The sequence below is a fragment of the Skermanella sp. genome, assembly GCF_059503625.1.
This window is the reverse complement of record NZ_JCACHA010001204.1, coordinates 3,116-4,714: the sequence shown is the minus strand read 5'-3', so window position 1 is coordinate 4,714 and position 1,599 is coordinate 3,116. Positions and strand designations below refer to the sequence as shown.

At 67.9% G+C, this 1,599-nt stretch carries 2 protein-coding genes; both read right to left on the bottom strand.

The window, feature by feature from the left end:
• On the bottom strand, nt 1-1,002 hold a 1,002-nt coding region (gene uxuA, locus AC5JJ6_RS42230; protein ID WP_496047803.1), incomplete at its 3' end, for a mannonate dehydratase.
• 9 nt (nt 1,003-1,011) lie between these two features.
• Nucleotides 1,012-1,599 (bottom strand): mannitol dehydrogenase family protein (locus AC5JJ6_RS42225; protein ID WP_496047802.1); only part of this gene is annotated, 588 nt, incomplete at its 5' end.

Genomic DNA, 1,599 nt, shown 5'->3' with positions numbered 1-1,599 from the left:
TTCCAGCAGGGTCGTCACGACCGAAACCATATCGACGTCGCCGCCGAGGTGGTCGGCTTCCATGAAGGAGCCGTCCGGCTCCTTCGAGACGTTCCGCAGATGGGCGAACTTGATGTGGCCGGCGAAGCGCTTGGCCAAGGCCGGCACGTCGTTGTCGACGCCGGCGCCGAGCGATCCGGTGCAGAAGGTCAGGCCGTTGGCCTCCGACGGGACCGCATTGATGATGAAGTCCAGGTCGTCGGCGCTGCCGACGATGCGCGGCAGGCCCAGCAGCGGGCGCGGCGGGTCGTCGGGGTGGATGCACATGGCGATGCCGGCTTCTTCGGCGGTCGGGATGACCTCGCGCAGGAAACGGGCGAGGTTCTCGCGCAGTGTCTCGCGCGTCATGCCCTTGTAGCGGTCGAGCATCCGGCGGAGGCCGGGGGCGTCGTAGCGGTCGAAGGCGCCGGGCAATCCCGCCATGATGTTGGAGAGAAGCTGGCGCTTGTCGTCTTCCGACGCCTTGTCGAACCAGGCCTTGGCGCGGGCGATCACGGCGGGGTCGTGCTCGTCCTTCGCTCCCGGCCGCTCCAGCATGAAGCAGTCGAAGGCGGCATATTCATGGGCGTTGAAGCGGAGCGCGCGGGCGCCGCCGGGGAGAGGGTGCGCCAGTTCGGTGCGCGTCCAGTCGAGCACCGGCATGAAGTTGTAGCAGACGGTGGTGACGCCGCAGGCGGCGAGGTTGCGGAGCGACTGGCGGTAGTTCTCGAACAGCGGCTCCAGGTCGCCCTCGCCCAGCTTGATCGGCTCGGAGACGGGCAGGCTCTCGACCACGCTCCAGCGCAGGCCAAGCGAGGGGTCGGCGGCTATCAGGGCCTTCCGCTTCTCGATCTCCTCGACCGACCAGACGATGCCGTAGGGGATGTGATGCAGGGCGGTGACGATGCCGGTGGCTCCGGCCTGCCGGATCTGCGGCAGGCGGACGACATCTTCCGGGCCGAACCAGCGCCAGGTCTGTTCCATGGTTTCAACTCACCGGTTTATGGATTCAATGGCGTCGCGGGCGCCGGTCGCCTTCAGGCGGTCCAGGGCTTCGGTGACGGCGGCGACGAAAGTGGTGTTGTTGGGCAGATCGTCGCCGAAGACTTCGCGGACGCCGAGCAGGCTTGCGGCATCCGGCAGCGTCTTCAGGCGGTCGGCCAGAGGATCGCGGACGTCGATGGCTTCGCCCTGTTCGTCAACGCCGCCGACATAGCGCATCCAGGCGGCAACCCCGAGGGCGAGGCGATCGAAGGGCTGGCCGGCGGCAAGCCGGTCCCGGATCGTGCCGAGCAGGCGTTGCGGCAGCTTCTGCGAGCCGTCCATGGCGATCTGCCATGTCCGGTGCTTGAGCGCGGGGTTGGCGAAGCGTTCCAGCAAGGCCGATTTGTAGCGGGTCAGGTCGGCGCCGGGGGGCACGTCCAGGGTAGGCGTCACTTCCTCGTCCATCAGGGCGCGGACGAAGCCGGCGAAGACGGGGTCGGCCATGGCGTCGGAGACGGTCCGGTGGCGGGCGAGATAGCCGAGATAGGCGATGCAGGAGTGGCTGCCGTTGAGCAGGCGGAGCTTCATCAGCTCGTA